Annotated in this window: 10 protein-coding genes and 2 pseudogenes; 7 read left to right on the top strand and 5 right to left on the bottom strand. The window is 71.1% G+C overall.

The genetic code is table 11. The features are described from left to right. Positions 1-124 precede the first annotated feature (124 nt). Complete coding sequence (locus ACWBNA_RS41955) at positions 125-1,189, top strand: NADH:flavin oxidoreductase/NADH oxidase (RefSeq protein ID WP_482709845.1); 1,065 nt, start codon at positions 125-127, stop codon at positions 1,187-1,189. A 92-nt stretch (positions 1,190-1,281) separates the two neighbouring features. Here the strand turns inward: ACWBNA_RS41955 and ACWBNA_RS41950 are convergent, their stop codons facing one another. Then, on the bottom strand, positions 1,282-2,559 hold the full coding sequence (locus tag ACWBNA_RS41950; RefSeq protein WP_482709844.1) for an extracellular catalytic domain type 1 short-chain-length polyhydroxyalkanoate depolymerase: 1,278 nt from the start codon (positions 2,557-2,559) through the stop codon (positions 1,282-1,284). Positions 2,560-2,678: 119 nt separating this feature from the next. Next, entirely contained in the window at positions 2,679-3,776 is a 1,098-nt protein-coding gene (locus ACWBNA_RS41945; RefSeq protein WP_482709843.1) for a glycoside hydrolase family 62 protein, read from the bottom strand. 296 nt (positions 3,777-4,072) lie between these two features. Here ACWBNA_RS41945 and ACWBNA_RS41940 point away from each other — a divergent pair, with 296 nt between their 5' ends. Next, complete coding sequence (locus tag ACWBNA_RS41940) at positions 4,073-5,050, top strand: pectate lyase family protein (RefSeq protein WP_482709842.1); 978 nt, start codon at positions 4,073-4,075, stop codon at positions 5,048-5,050. Between the two features lie 33 nt (positions 5,051-5,083). Beyond that, positions 5,084-5,887: a pectate lyase gene (locus ACWBNA_RS41935; protein ID WP_482709841.1), complete on the top strand. Its 804-nt coding sequence runs from the start codon at positions 5,084-5,086 to the stop codon at positions 5,885-5,887. Between the two features lie 66 nt (positions 5,888-5,953). On the opposite strand, the gene ACWBNA_RS41930 is transcribed toward ACWBNA_RS41935, so the two are convergent. Next, positions 5,954-6,715, bottom strand: coding sequence for a PaaX family transcriptional regulator C-terminal domain-containing protein (locus ACWBNA_RS41930; RefSeq protein ID WP_482709840.1), 762 nt, complete (start codon positions 6,713-6,715; stop codon positions 5,954-5,956). A gap of 73 nt (positions 6,716-6,788) precedes the next feature. Between ACWBNA_RS41930 and ACWBNA_RS41925 the strand changes: the two genes are divergently transcribed. Continuing rightward, entirely contained in the window at positions 6,789-8,444 is a 1,656-nt protein-coding gene (locus tag ACWBNA_RS41925) for an acyl-CoA dehydrogenase family protein (RefSeq protein WP_482709839.1), read from the top strand. A 119-nt stretch (positions 8,445-8,563) separates the two neighbouring features. Continuing rightward, on the top strand, positions 8,564-10,630 hold the full coding sequence (locus ACWBNA_RS41920) for a HEAT repeat domain-containing protein (RefSeq protein WP_482709838.1): 2,067 nt from the start codon (positions 8,564-8,566) through the stop codon (positions 10,628-10,630). 299 nt (positions 10,631-10,929) lie between these two features. Here ACWBNA_RS41920 and ACWBNA_RS41915 read toward each other — a convergent pair whose 3' ends face one another. Then, on the bottom strand, positions 10,930-11,514 hold the full coding sequence (locus tag ACWBNA_RS41915) for an Rv1733c family protein (RefSeq protein WP_482709837.1): 585 nt from the start codon (positions 11,512-11,514) through the stop codon (positions 10,930-10,932). A 288-nt stretch (positions 11,515-11,802) separates the two neighbouring features. Between ACWBNA_RS41915 and ACWBNA_RS41910 the strand changes: the two genes are divergently transcribed. Together ACWBNA_RS41910 and ACWBNA_RS41905 are read left to right on the top strand one after the other, a co-directional pair. Continuing rightward, positions 11,803-12,888, top strand: coding sequence for a WD40/YVTN/BNR-like repeat-containing protein (locus ACWBNA_RS41910; RefSeq protein WP_482709836.1), 1,086 nt, complete (start codon positions 11,803-11,805; stop codon positions 12,886-12,888). Continuing rightward, positions 12,885-13,210, top strand: a pseudogene (locus tag ACWBNA_RS41905) (hypothetical protein); the annotation flags it as partial. The gene ACWBNA_RS41910 and the pseudogene ACWBNA_RS41905, both read left to right, overlap by 4 nt. On the opposite strand, the pseudogene ACWBNA_RS41900 reads toward ACWBNA_RS41905, so the two are convergent. After that, positions 13,184-13,459, bottom strand: a pseudogene (locus tag ACWBNA_RS41900) (hydroxyisourate hydrolase); the annotation flags it as partial. The pseudogenes ACWBNA_RS41905 and ACWBNA_RS41900 sit on opposite strands and share 27 nt — an antisense overlap.

Below are 13,459 nucleotides of genomic sequence, written 5' to 3'. Positions count from 1 at the left end.
GGCTGCTCCACATGCTCGGGGTGTCCCATTGTACGAGAGGTCTCGTAGTTTGACATCTCCCGTACTACGATGCCTATCGTACGAGTCGTCCATCGGCCCCGCGAACGATCGGAGCAGCTCTGCCATGAGCGCCCTCTTTCAGCCCCTCAGCCTGCGTGACGTGACCGTCCCGAACCGGGTGTGGATGCCCCCGATGTGCCAGTACTCGGCGGCACCGGACGGGCCGGACACCGGCGCACCCGGCGACTGGCACTTCGCGCACTACGCTGCCCGCGCGGCCGGCGGCACGGGCCTGATCGTCGTGGAGGCCACCGCCGTCAGCCCCGAGGGCCGGATCTCCCCGTACGACCTCGGCATTTGGAACGACACCCAGGTCGAGGCGTTCCGCCGGATCACCCGCTTCCTGGTGGCCCAGGGCACGATCCCGGCCATCCAGCTCGCTCACGCGGGCCGCAAGGCCTCGACCGACCGGCCCTGGACGGGCGGCGCGCCGCTCGGGCCGAACGCGTACGGATGGCAGCCGCTGGCACCGAGCCCGCTGGCGTTCGACGAGAACCACCCGGTGCCGACCGAGCTGACGGGCGACCAGATCCGCGAAGTGGTCGGCCAGTTCGCGGACGCGGCCCGTCGCGCCCTGGCCGCCGGCTTCGAGATCGTCGAGATCCACGGCGCCCACGGCTATCTGATCGGCAACTTCCTCTCCCCTCACTCCAACCACCGCACCGACGCCTACGGCGGCTCGTACGAGAACCGCACCCGCTTCGCCCTCGAAGTCGTCGACGCCGTACGGGAGGTGTGGCCGGACGACAAGCCGCTGTTCTTCCGTGTCTCGGCGACGGACTGGCTGGAGGAGGGCGGCTGGACGCCGGACGACACCGTCCGCTTCGCCCGCGACCTGCACGCCCACGGCATCGACCTGCTCGACGTCTCCTCCGGCGTCCGCATCCCGACCGACCCCGGCTACCAGGTGCCCTTCGCCGCCCGCGTCAAGGCCGAGACGTCCCTCCCGGTCGCCGCGGTCGGTCTCATCACCGACGTCGAACAGGCGGAGAAGATCCTGGTCAACGAGGAGGCCGACGCCGTACTCCTGGGCCGCGAGCTGCTGCGCAGCCCTTCGTGGGCCAGGCAGGCGGCACGGGAACTGGGCGGTGACGTGCACGTGCCGGACCAGTACCACCGGTCGGTCTGAGCATCGCCGGCCCAATGCGGGCGCTTCCTGCCGTACCGGCACGACACGGTCGTACGGCGGCCGGGACCCCGGCCCCCGTACGACCTGGCACGTCACCCCGTGCAGGCCGTCCCGTTGAGCGTGAACGCAGCCGGAGCCGCGCTGTTCCCGGTGTGGTTCGCCTGATAGCCGAGGGTGACGCTCGCGTTGGGGGCGAGCGTGCCGTTGTACGAGGCGTTCGTCGCCGTCACCGCCCCGGAGGACGGCGTGTACGTGGCGCCCCAGCCGTTGGTGATGGTCTGGCCGGCCGGAAGCGTGAAGCCGAGTGTCCAGCCGTTGATCGCGGTCGTGCTGGTGTTGGTGAGGGTGACGGAAGCGGTGAGGCCCGTGTTCCAGACGTTGGTGGAGGCCGTCACCTTGCAGGCGCCGGGCTGGGGTTGGGGTGCCGGACCCGAGCTGTCCAGGCCGAAGAAGGTGAGGGCGCGGGCCGCCATGCCGGTGACGTAGAGGTTGTGGCCGATGCCCTGGAGGCTGATCGCCTCGACCGGGGCACGGTCACCGGTGGCGCCGTAGCGGGTGCGGGTCCAGCCGGAGACGGGCGTGTCGGTGGCGGCCGGGGTCTGACTGACGCCCAGGACGTTCGTCCACTGCTTGATCTCCTCCCCGAAGTTGGGGTAGCGCAGCACGTCGTCCTCGGTGCCGTGCCAGACCTGCATGCGCGGCCGGGGCCCGGAGTAGCCGGGGTAGGCGGCGCGGACCAGGTCGCCCCACTCCTGAGGGGTGTGGGTCACCGTGCCGCCGGAGCAGGCGCTGTTCCACTCGGAGCCGTCGGTGGTGGCGAAGCAGCCGAACGGTACGCCGGAGAAGGCGGCGCCCGCCGAGAAGACGTCGGGGTAGTCGCCCAGCAGGACGTTCGTCATCATCGCGCCGGACGAGATGCCGGTGGCGAAGACCCTGCTGGTGTCGGCGGAGTAGGTGCGCGTGACCCAGTCGACCATCGACTTGATGCCGACGGGGTCGCTGCCACCGCCCCGCTTCAGCGCCTGGGGCGAGGAGACGTCGAAGCACTTGCTGGCGCGGGTGACCGAGGGGTAGACCACGACGAATCCGTACCGGTCGGCCAGTGAGGCCCACTCGGTGCCGGAGTACATGGCGGGGCCGGAGCCGGTGCAGTAGTGCACGGCGACCACGACCGCGGGGTTCGCGGTGACGCTGTCCGGCACGTACAGGTACATCTGGAGGTTGCTGGGATTGGTACCGAAGTTCGTGACTTCGGTGAGCGTCGCGGTAGGGGCCGCGGCGGCCCGTTCGGGGCGGGCCGAGGCCGTCGGCGCGGCGAGAAGGCCGGCCGCGAGCAACGGCAGCAGTACCGCGAGCAGCGTCACGAGCACCGAACGCGGGGATCTTCTCTGGGGGTTGCGGGGGTTTCGGGGGATGAGGGGCACGTCCTTGTCCCTTTCTGGTCGCGGCTCTGGGGACGTGGTACGGCGTTTCCTTGGCCTGTGACTGTTCAGCAGGCCGAGTTCGTCTGGGTCAACAGGGCCAATCGCCACGGCAGTTGGGAGTAGTCACCGCTCGCCGCCGGGTCCAGGCCCTGGTAGAGGAACCGCAGCCGGCACGGGTCGATCGTGAGCGTCTGGTCGACGCCGTCGCGGATCAGCTCGCCGTGGCTGAAGTCCTTGGTCCAGGCCGGCTGCCCGGCCTCGAAGGTCACGTTGTTCGCGCGGATGAAGGCGCTCGCCTCGGTGTCCGCGAGCGGGGTCCAGGTGCCGTCCAGACTGTCGGCCGTCCAGGCCCGGAAATAGCGGCGCCAGTCGGAATTGGTGGCGAGCGCCTCGACGAGCATGAGGTACTTGCCGCTCGTGCCGAGACGGTAGACGTTGCTCGCCTCGAACAGGTCGAAGCGGTTGGGTTCGGCCAGCACGATCTCGGTGTCGCGGAACCCGTTCGGGAACTCGGCGCGCGTGGTCCGGGAGCGGTACTGGTGGCCGTTGTCGTCGGAGAAGAACAGATAGCAGTCGGCCTTGTCGCAGATCGTCCAGAAGTCCAGCCAGAACCCGTCGCCCTTGTTCTCCGTGAGCACCGGTGGCTCGCTGTCGAAGAAGTAGCGCGGGGCGCTCCAGCTCTCCGGCTTGGAGGGGTCGGTGGTGGTGGAGTAGGACGGCGGACCCGTCTGGTAGACCATGTACCAGAGCTTCTGCGGGGCGAAGTAGAACACCTGGGGCGCGGCGGCGTACCGGTTGCCGATGTTCGCGTTGGCGTCCAGGAAGGTCTGCGGTGCGGCCGCCGCCTGGGACCAGTCCTTGAAGCTGCTGTACGCCAGGCTCCAGCGGCCGGCGGTGTCGGCGGTGGTCGCGTAGACGTGCCAGCGGTTCTTGTAGCTGAAGACCGTCGGGTCCTTCACGGAGACGATCGGGTGGCCGGCGTCCGGCTTGGGAGCGATCAGCGGGCCGGTCGAGGACCAGGTGAAGGAGCCGGTCAGCGGGCCGGACCGACCGGCCCCCACGTCACCGGCGGCGGCCGGGCCGGGCGACAGGGCCGCCAAACCGACGGCCAGTAAAGCGAGCACAAGCCCGCTGATGTACGTACGCATACGTGGAGTCGTCATCGACCGGCCTCTCACGGAAGGAAAGCATCCGCCGAGCATCGTGGCATGCACATGCCTGCCATGGAAGCGCTCCCACGCAACGAAAGAATTCGCTCGCGCCCCCCACCAGGAGTGGCCGAAGGTGTTCTGCGCAAAGCGTTGACTAGAAAGCGCTTGCCCCCTACGTTCCGTTCAGCAGTGTGACCGTCTGGGACCACCCCACGCCCAGACAGCCACCCTGAGCGCGCGCGGCGATCTGTATGGCGAACAACGATCACGTACATGAACCATCAGGCAGCTTGAAGGGACGCACCCGCATGCGTACTCTCCCCCCACGTACACACGCGCAAAGATCGGCAACAGCGGTAGGCGCGGTCGCTCTCGCGACGGTCGCCGTGCTGGCCTTCCCCCAGTCGGCCACAGCCGCCGAGAGCTCGCCGGTCGGGTTCGGCGCCGGGACGACCGGCGGCGGCAGCGCCACGGCGGTCACCGTCTCGTCGCTGTCCGCCTTCAAGACGGCGGTCACCGGCAACTCGGCCAAGGTCGTGAAGGTCAACGGCCTGATCTCCCTGAGCGGCCAGGTCGACATCGGCTCCAACACCACGGTGGTGGGCGTCGGTTCGGCGTCCGGGTTCACCGGGGGCGGTCTGCGGCTGAAGAGCGTCAGCAACGTCGTCGTCCGCAACCTGAACATCAGCAAGCCGCTCGCACCGGCCGACGGCATCGAGGTGCAGAGGTCGACGAAGGTGTGGATCGACCACAACTCCTTCTCGGCCGACCGGGACCACGACAAGGACTACTACGACGGACTGCTGGACATCAACCACGGCTCCGACAACGTCACGGTGTCCTGGAACACCTTCAAGGACCACTTCAAGGGCTCGCTCGTCGGTCACAGCGACAACAACGCGAGCGAGGACACCGGGCACCTGAAGGTGACGTACCACCACAACCACTTCAACAACGTCAACTCGCGCATCCCGAGCCTGCGCTTCGGTACCGGGCACTTCTACGACAACTACGTCGTCGGCGCCGAGACCGCCGTGCACTCCCGTATGGGCGCTCAGATGCTCGTCGAGAACAACGTCTTCCGTTCGACGGCGGTCGCGGTCACCACGAACCGCAGCAGCGACGTCGACGGATTCGCCAACCTGCGTGGCAACGACCTGGGTGGAGCCGCCACCGAGGTCTCGCGGGTCGGCACCTTCACCACCGCTCCGTACAGCTACACGGCAGAGCCCGCCTCCTCCGTCGTCGCCTCGGTGACGAGCGGCGCGGGCACCGGAAAGCTCTGACCGACCCCCCAACACGGAAGAAGGATTCGGGACATGACTTCTTCGGCTCCCCCGCTCGCCCGAAGGCGCGCGGTGACCGGCTCGCTGGCCGCACTCGCTCTCTCGGCTGGCATGATCATGACACTCAACGCCCCGCAGGCGGCTGCCGCCACCTGGCCCAGCGCCAACGGCAGCCAGGCCGTCTCCTCCACCATCGCGCTGTCCGGCACCAAGGACTACGGGATGAAGCGCCTCTACGGCTCCGGCGCCCTGGGCAGTGACAACCAGGACGAGGACCAGGGTCCGATCCTGGAGCTGGCGGCCGGCACGGTCCTCAAGAACGTCATCATCGGCGCCCCGGCGGCCGACGGCATCCACTGCAAGGGCAGCTGCACGCTGCAGAACGTCTGGTGGGAGGACGTCGGCGAGGACGCGGCGACGTTCCGGGGCTCCTCGTCGTCCAACGTGTACACCGTCTCCGGCGGTGGCGCGCGGGCGGCCAGCGACAAGGTGTTCCAGTTCAACGGCGCCGGGACGCTGAACGTCTCCAACTTCGCGGTGCAGAACTTCGGCACCTTCATCCGCTCGTGCGGCAACTGCTCGACGCAGTACAAGCGGACGATCAACCTCAACACCATCGAGGCGACCTACTCGGGAAGCAAGCTCGTCGGCATCAACACCAACTACGGCGACAGCGCGACCCTGAGGGGCATCACGATCGTCGGGGACAGCGGCAAGAAGATCGTCCCGTGCCAGAAGTACATCGGGAACAACACGGGCAAGGAGCCGACCACCAACGGCAGCGGCCCCGACGGGACCTACTGCAAGTACGCGTCCTCCGACATCACCTACAAGTAATCCCCCCACGGTAGGTGAGGCGGCCGTCCGAAGCGTCCCCGCACGGCGCTTCGTACGGCCGCCCTGTCATGCGCCGAGACCGCGCTGCGGCACCGTGTCCGCCAGCTCCGCCTGGTAGCCGGTGTACGCGGTGCGCAGTTCCGTTCCCGGCCAGTCCTTCGGCAGCAGTCCGGGCGGCAGGACGGGATCGGCCAGCAGGTGACGTACGACGGCCGCGAAGGCGGTGAGCCGGTCGGCGGGCCGGTCCGGGCAGGCCACATGGGTGACGTGGTGCAGCAGTGCCCGGGCAGTCGCCGCCCAGCCGTCGAGGGGCCACAGGCTCGCCGCCAGCTCCGGCGCGGGGCGGTCTGGACGGGCCCGGTAGTGCTGGGCCACCTCGTCGAGGTCGTCCGGGAGCGGCCTGAGCAGATTGGCCGGCCGGAGCCAGACGCCTTCGCGGAGTTCGGCGAGCCTGAGGGCGGTCAGGCGGGCTCGCAGGTCGGCGCGCTCGGCGGGCCCACGGCCGGTCGCGGTGATCACGACCATCTCCCAGTCGCCGACCCACGCGCGCGTGCGGGGGTGTACGGCCTCGTCCTGACGGTGTTGCCGCGCGAGCAGCCGGTCGCTGAGGCGGTGGACGGAGTCCGTGCGCCGCAGGTCTCCGGCGGCCACCATCCGGCTGAGCGCGGCCCGCAGCGTGGAGCCGCCGACCCCGAAGGGCTCCACCGCGCGGACGAGGTCCTTGACGGGAAGCTCCGGCGGATGCGCGCCCAGCAGCAGGCTCAGCACGACCGACCGGGCGGACAACGGCCGCAGGTCGACGTCGCCGGTCTGCACGTTCCTTCGCATGGTCACGTACTGTACGAGCCGTCTCTCATATTGCATCATTGCTACAACCGCAGCGAGCGTGCAACATAGCCGTATGGTCTCGACACCCGCGCACGAACGGTCCACCACGCACGACGTCACCAACCAGCCCCCTCCCCTGGCCCCCTACGACGCGTCCGAGGACACGGCCCTCCTTGAGGGGCTGCGCCGGGAGGGTGCCGGATGGGCCGAGGAGGACATCCGTCGGCTCGGCCTCAGGGCCGGTAGCGCGCAGGCCCAGGAGTGGGCCGAACTGGCCAACCGCCATGAACCCGAACTGCGGACGCACGACAGGTACGGCAACCGTGTCGACGAGGTCGAGTTCCACCCGAGCTGGCACCAGCTGACGCGGGTCGCGGTCGACGCGGGGCTGGCGGGCGCGCCCTGGGCGGACGACCGGCCCGGAGCCCATGTCGCCCGTACCGCCGGCGGCTTGGTGTGGGGGCACACGGACGCCGGTCACGGCTGCCCGACCTCCATGACGTACGCGGCGATCCCCGCGCTGCGTCGCCAGCCGGAGCTCGCGAAGGTCTACGAACCGCTGCTGACCGGCCGCGAGTACGACCCGGAGCTCAGGGTGCCGACCGAGAAGCGCGGTCTGCTGGCGGGCATGGGGATGACGGAGAAGCAGGGCGGTTCCGACGTCCGCACCAACACGACGGCGGCCACGCCCACCGCCGAACCGGGCGTGTACACGCTGCGCGGGCACAAGTGGTTCACGTCGGCGCCGATGTGCGACCTGTTCCTGGTGCTGGCGCAGGCCCCGGACGGACTGTCGTGCTTCCTCGTGCCGCGGGTGCTGCCCGACGGGAGCCGCAACACGTTCCGCATCCAGCGACTGAAGGACAAGCTGGGCAACCGGTCCAACGCCTCCTCCGAGCCCGAGTTCGACGGGACCGTCGCCTGGCTGGTCGGTCCCGAGGGGCAGGGCGTCAAGACGATCATCGAGATGGTCAACTGCACCCGGCTGGACTGCGTGATGATGTCGGCGACGCTGATGCGCAAGACACTCGTCGAGGCGGGCCACCATGTGCGCCACCGCAGCGCGTTCGGCGCACGGCTCCTCGATCAGCCGCTGATGCGCAACGTCCTTGCCGACCTCGCGCTGGAGTCGGAGGCGGCGACGACACTCAGCCTGCGACTGGCCGGCGCGGCCGACCGTGCGGTGCGGGGCGACGCCGACGAGGCGGCGTTCCGCCGGATCGCGACCGCGGTGGGCAAGTACTGGGTCACCAAGCGGGGCCCCGCCTTCACCGCGGAGGCCCTGGAGTGTCTCGGCGGCAACGGGTACGTCGAGGATTCGGGCATGCCCCGCCACTACCGCGAGGCCCCTCTGCTGTCGATCTGGGAGGGCTCGGGGAACGTCAACGCCCTGGACGTCCTGCGGGCGTTGCGGCGCGAGTCCGGCAGCGCCCAGGCCCTCTTCGCCGAACTCGCCCTGGCCCAGGGGGCGAATGCCCGCCTGGACGCGGCCGTGACGCGGCTGAAGGGGCAGCTGGCGCAGACCTCCGAGGCCGGTGCGCGGCGGCTGGTGGAGCTGATGGCCCTGACCTTGCAGGCCTCACTTCTGGTCCGGCACGCCCCGCCCGCCGTCGCCGACGCCTTCTGCGCGAGCCGGCTCGGAGGCGACTGGGGGCACGCTTTCGGCACTCTTCCCGACGCCGCCGACCTGGACACGGTCCTCGCCCGGGCACTGCCCGACGGCGGCTGAAACTCCGCCAAAGGAGCCTTCTCGGCCGGTTCGCACACAGTGACCCCTTGATTCCACTTCGTTGTCAGTGCCGTGGTGCAGACTCACGATCAGTTGGGACTTCGCCTGGGGAGGACAACGTGTTCACGGGGATCGACGAGGTCGACTGGGCCTCATTGCGGCACGCGTACGGCAGTGCGGAGGACGTGCCCGGTTGGCTGCGGGGGCTCGCCTCGCCGGACCCGGCGGAGCGGGAGGCCGCGCTGGACCGGATGTACGGCGCGGTGCACCACCGGGGAGACGTGTACGACTCGACGCTGGCCTGCGTTCCGTTTCTGTTCGCGCTCGTGGGCAGGGCGGAGGTGCCGGACCGGGGCGGCATCGTCGAACTCCTGGTGAGCATCGGGCAGGAGAGCGGGGATTCGGTGGTCGCGCGGGAGAGCGGGGGGCGGGAGCCGGACGGTCCCCGCGGGCCGGCCGGTCACGCGGTCCGCACCCGTGCCGAGGTCTTCGCCGACCTGAGCCGGGACGCGGACGCGACGGTGCGCGGTGCCGCCGCGGGCGCTGTCGTACGGTTCGTCGACGAACCGGCCCGGGTGCTGGACCTGCTGCGGGAACGGATCACGGCGGAGCGGGACGACCGGGTCCTGATCGCCTTGGCGGAGAGCCTCGGCCTGTTCGTACGACGGCACCCCGATCACTGTGCCGAGGCGTTGGAGCTGCTGGTCGCGCAGAGCGCGGCGCCCCGCGGACCGGCCTTACGGCTCGCCGCGCTCGGCCGGCTGGCGGAATGCGCCCCCGACCGGCTCCCGTCCGACCTGGTCCCCCTCGCCGTCCGGCTGCTCAGGGAGAGGTCCGCGCGGCGGCCCTCGCGGCCGGAGGAGGCCGAGGGCCCCGGCACGGACACGCTCGTCGGCCGGTTGCGGCGGCTGCGGCCCTCGGACGAGGAGGGCTCGCAGTTGCTGCGGACCCTGCACAAGGCGCTCGACGACCGGGTGGGCGACCGGATCGCTCTTCTGGAAGGGCAGTTGACCTGCCCGGATGCGACCGACCGGTGCAACGCCGTGTGGATCTCGGCGGGGCTGATGCGCGAGTGGCGGGCGGACTGCACGGGGCTCGTCGCGCTGATCGGGGCACAACTGGGTTCCCCGCAGGACCGGTTGCGCGATGCCGCGGTGTCCGTCCTCACGGACCTCTTCGAACTGGCCGCCCCCGCCGCCGACGACCTGGCCGCGCTGGTGTCCGACCGTCCCGACCTGTGGGTGCGGCGATGGGGGCAGGGGGTGCCGACGCTCGGCGGGCCGCTCAAGGCGCTTGCCCACAGCGGGGATCCACGGGCGGTGCCGGTGCTGGCCGAGGTGCTGGCCGGGCCGGTCGTGCCCGGCGATCTCGGGCAGACGGTCCGCCACCTGGGGCGGCACCTGGCCCCGCTGGTGCCCGTGGTGCGGCGCAGGCTCGGGGAGATATCCCTGGACTCACCTGAGACGTCCGCCCGTGCCGTGCCGTTGCTGTCGGTGCTCGGCGCACTGGGGGACGCCGACGCGGGTGGCATGTCCGGAGGTGCCCGAGAGACCTTCCCTGAGGCCCTGCGGCTGGTACGGGGAATTCTTCTCGGGCCGCGGTCGGGGGACGTCCGTGTGGAGGCCGCGCTTCGGGCTCTGGGCACGTTCGGGTCCGCCGCGCGAGAAGCGGGGCCGCTGCTGCGAGGGTTGCTGGACACCGAGTACGCGAGCGCTGCGGCACGTGCGCTGTGGGAGGTGGAGGGGGACGCGACGGTCGTACTGCCCGTCCTGCTGAGGGAGTCGGCGGGCACGGAGCCTCGTCGTCGCCGGTCAGCCGTGGAGGCACTGTCGCGCATGGGTTCTGCGGCGCGCCCCGCGGCGCGGGTCCTGCGGTCTCTGACGGAGTCCGGCCACCCACGGGACCGGGCCACGGCCGCGTGCGCCTTGTGGCGGATCGACGGTGACACCGAGACCGTGCTTCCGACGCTGCGTACGGTCTGGGTGGAGAGCCCGGACGCGCGTGCCACGATCGCCGAATGTCTCGCCGGAACGGGATCGGCCGGGGGACCCCTTCGTGACCTGGTGGAGGCCGAGCTGTCGGCGCGGCGACGCCACTTGGCGCTGCCCGGACGCTGCGGCAGCCACGACATCCGGAAGGACGAGCGGTTGCTGGAGCTGTGCCGCGCGGCGCTGGGCGACGGGTAGGCGGGCGGGCCGGGCGATCGCCGGGCCGTGGAGATCGCCCACACCGCGTCGGTGCGCTCGGCCCACCGCCGCGGCAACCGCGCCCGATCCTCGGCCATCGCCTGCTGCCGGCCGGGACCGCGGCCTCGGCGGTGTCCGTCGCGACGAGCGCGCGATGGCGGGGTGCGCTGCGTGGTGCCCGTTCCCGGTCGACCGGGCCAAGCGGGCCGGCCGACGCGTTCGCGGCCCGGCCGGCGAAGGGCGCCCGCCGCCGGCGGAGAGCGCCTCCTGCCGGTGGCATGGCCACGCCGGCCTGTGCGTCAGCCTGTCGTACGCCCCCACAGCGGGCCGAGCAGCGCCCACTCCGCGTCCCACCGCTCCATGCGCCGGCGCTCCAGACGGCCGCACACCACCCGGCCGCACACGAAGGGGACACCTCCGGCGCACACCCCGATCAGGCCGCCGATCAGGGCGGCCCGCAGCCGCGCCTGCGACTCGGTGGCGGGCTTCGAGACCAGGCGGCCCTCCGGATCCGTCCACACCGTGACCGGGGCCCCGAACGTGCTGCCGGGCGGGACCCGGACCTGGCCCGTGTGCGTGGAGCCGTCCGCCGTGCTCCAGCGCACCTCGGCCCACACCCGCTCACCGCTCGCCGTCTCGGAGGACGTGTCGGACGTTCCGGGCGCCTGCTCGGTGAGGCGGGCCGCGACGGGCCGCCACTCGGCGCGCTCCCGGGCCAGTTCGTGTTCGACGGACCAGGTCACCGCCAGGCCCGCGAGCACTCCGGCGAGGACGGTGAGCACCCAGGCGCCGAGCACCACCCAGGCCTCCAGCACGTCGGCCCCGCGTTTGAGCGGATTGCGCCGCCAGCGCCACAGCCACACCCTCGGACCACGGAACGCCATCGAAGGCATCCTCCTCATCAGCGCCAGAAGTGAGCGCACGAACACGCCGTACCGCACTCGCACTCCCATACGGGAGACGCCCCTTCTATGCTCACGCCAACTTCTCCGCTCTGCCCGTCCGCGGGTCCCCCGACGGTGCGGAATCTGCCCGAAACGAACCCAAGAACCTCCCCCGCGAGCTACCCTCGCCGCGCTGACCTGCGGCGAAGCTCTTTCCGGGGGTGACTGTCAGTGGTGGGGTGCAGACTGGCGGGTGTCTGAGACGAAGACGTCGCGGAGGTGATCGGCATGACCGAAGTACTGCTGACCGTGGGCACCCGAAAAGGCCTGTTCATCGGACGCAGACGGGGTGGCGCCTGGGAGTTCGACGAGAGTCCCTACTTCAACGCGCAGGCCGTGTACTCGGTCGCCATCGACACCCGGGGTGAGCGTCCGCGGCTGCTGGTCGGCGGCGACAGCGCGCACTGGGGGCCGTCCGTGTTCCACTCCGACGACCTGGGCCGGACCTGGACCGAGCCGGCGCAGCCGGCCGTCAAGTTCCCACAGGACACCGACGCTTCGCTGGAGCGGGTCTGGCAGCTCCACCCGGCGGCCGCCGAGCCGGACGTGGTGTACGCGGGCACGGAACCGGCCGCGCTGTACCGCTCCGAGGACCGCGGCGAGACCTTCGAACTGGTCCGCCCCCTGTGGGAGCATCCCACACGGTCCAAGTGGGTGCCGGGCGGCGGCGGCGAGGGCCTGCACACCGTGCTCACCGACCAGCGGGATCCGCGCGCGGTGACGGTGGCCGTATCCACGGCGGGCGTGTTCCGTACGAAGGACGGCGGCGCCAGCTGGGAGCCGTCCAACTCCGGCGTCTCGGCCGTGTTCCTGCCAGACCCGAACCCGGAGTTCGGCCAGTGCGTACACAAGGTCGCCCGGGACGCCGCGGCCCCCGACCGGCTGTATCTGCAGAACCACTGGGGGGTGTACCGCAGCGACGACGCGGGCGCGCACTGGACGGACATCGGCGAGGGGCTGCCGTCCACGTTCGGCTTCGCGGTGGCCACCCATCCCCGCCGCGGCGACACGGCCTACGTGTTCCCGATCAACGCCGACGCGGACCGGGTGCCCGCCGACCACCGATGCCGGGTCTTCCGTACGGCGGACGCGGGCAAGAACTGGGAGCCGCTCACCGCGGGCCTGCCCCAGGAGGACCACTACGGCACGGTCCTGCGGGACGCCATGTGCACGGACGACGCCGACCCGGCGGGCGTGTACTTCGGCAACCGCAACGGCGAGGTGTTCGCGTCGGCGGACGACGGCGACAGCTGGCGGCAGTTGGCCTCGCACCTGCCGGACGTGCTGTGCGTGCGGGCCGCGGTCGTCGGATGAAAGGGAATCGGTTACCGAACGGCCTGGGAGAAATCGTCGAACCGGGCTGGGCGCAAGCCTTCGAACCCGTCGCCGGGCGGATCGCCGAGAACGTCTTGCGGCCTTCCAGCAGCCCTTCGGCGAGGTGCGGTTCCTGATTGCCGGACAGGACTCTTACCCGACGCCGGGACACGCGGTGGGCCTCGTGCTCCGGCGAGGCCCGGTAGCCGCGTCGGCCCGCACCATGTCCGCCACGGATTCGAAACGGGGCCCCGGCCGCTGTCCCGCGGCCAGGACGGCACACGCAGATCCAGGGCTCGCCGGGCCGGACAGCGAAGGTGATCGCCGCTCCCGGGACGAACACTCCCGTGGCACCGCTGTCCGGATTCACTGTGGGCGTCCGGCTGCGCGTCGGCTTGCTTCCTCTCGAAGTACGGCTCCACCGCGACGTCGGCTCGCACGCCGGTCGTGCCCTCCAGGAGGGCCGGGAGGTCCTTGCACCGGCCGTCGGCGTCGGTCGCGGAGCCGCCGAGCGTCCCCAGTCCGCCATGCGTCCGGAGCGGGCGGACAGCCGAAGGGCGACGGCCCCGGC

This window comes from Streptomyces sp. Q2, assembly GCF_056820935.1.
This window is presented reverse-complemented; position numbering and strand designations above follow the sequence as displayed.

Excerpts from the sequence above, each read along its gene's own strand:
- ACWBNA_RS41940 (WP_482709842.1), top strand. The coding sequence starts at position 4,073 with ATGCGTACTCTCCCCCCACGTACACACGCGCAAAGATCGGCAACAGCG.
- ACWBNA_RS41945 (WP_482709843.1), bottom strand. The coding sequence starts at position 3,776 with ATGACGACTCCACGTATGCGTACGTACATCAGCGGGCTTGTGCTCGCT.
- ACWBNA_RS41955 (WP_482709845.1), top strand. The coding sequence starts at position 125 with ATGAGCGCCCTCTTTCAGCCCCTCAGCCTGCGTGACGTGACCGTCCCG.
- ACWBNA_RS41915 (WP_482709837.1), bottom strand. The coding sequence starts at position 11,514 with ATGGCGTTCCGTGGTCCGAGGGTGTGGCTGTGGCGCTGGCGGCGCAAT.
- ACWBNA_RS41925 (WP_482709839.1), top strand. The coding sequence starts at position 6,789 with ATGGTCTCGACACCCGCGCACGAACGGTCCACCACGCACGACGTCACC.
- ACWBNA_RS41930 (WP_482709840.1), bottom strand. The coding sequence starts at position 6,715 with ATGCGAAGGAACGTGCAGACCGGCGACGTCGACCTGCGGCCGTTGTCC.
- ACWBNA_RS41910 (WP_482709836.1), top strand. The coding sequence starts at position 11,803 with ATGACCGAAGTACTGCTGACCGTGGGCACCCGAAAAGGCCTGTTCATC.
- ACWBNA_RS41935 (WP_482709841.1), top strand. The coding sequence starts at position 5,084 with ATGACTTCTTCGGCTCCCCCGCTCGCCCGAAGGCGCGCGGTGACCGGC.